The sequence below is a fragment of the Pseudomonas sp. SIMBA_068 genome (genome assembly GCF_046534705.1).
Taxonomy (GTDB): domain Bacteria; phylum Pseudomonadota; class Gammaproteobacteria; order Pseudomonadales; family Pseudomonadaceae; genus Aquipseudomonas; species Aquipseudomonas putida.
The window spans coordinates 1-242 of sequence record NZ_JAWRYI010001419.1 but is presented as its reverse complement, the minus strand read 5'-3'; the positions used below and the strand labels follow the sequence as shown (position 1 = coordinate 242).

Sequence of the window (242 nt, the reverse complement as noted above, 5' to 3'; positions counted from 1 at the left end):
CCGGTGAGCATTGCCGGTATTGGGCATGCGGCGTATGCGCGAGAAATCGATATCCTCGCCCACCACGCTGGCAGCGGCGCGCACCTGGGCCTGGCGCTCGCGTACGGCTTGTTCACTGCCCAGGCGTTGCAGGTAAAACGTACTGAACGACACCCCATTGGCAGGCAGCCCAGGCAACAGCTGCACGCCCTGCCAGTGCACCTGCACCTCTACCTGAGGTTGCTCACGTTGCAACCACAACA

1 pseudogene is annotated in these 242 nt (G+C 62.8%); it reads right to left on the bottom strand.

Annotated features, from left to right (window positions below):
- Positions 1 to 242, bottom strand: a pseudogene (locus SB756_RS34290) (DsbA family oxidoreductase); the annotation flags it as partial.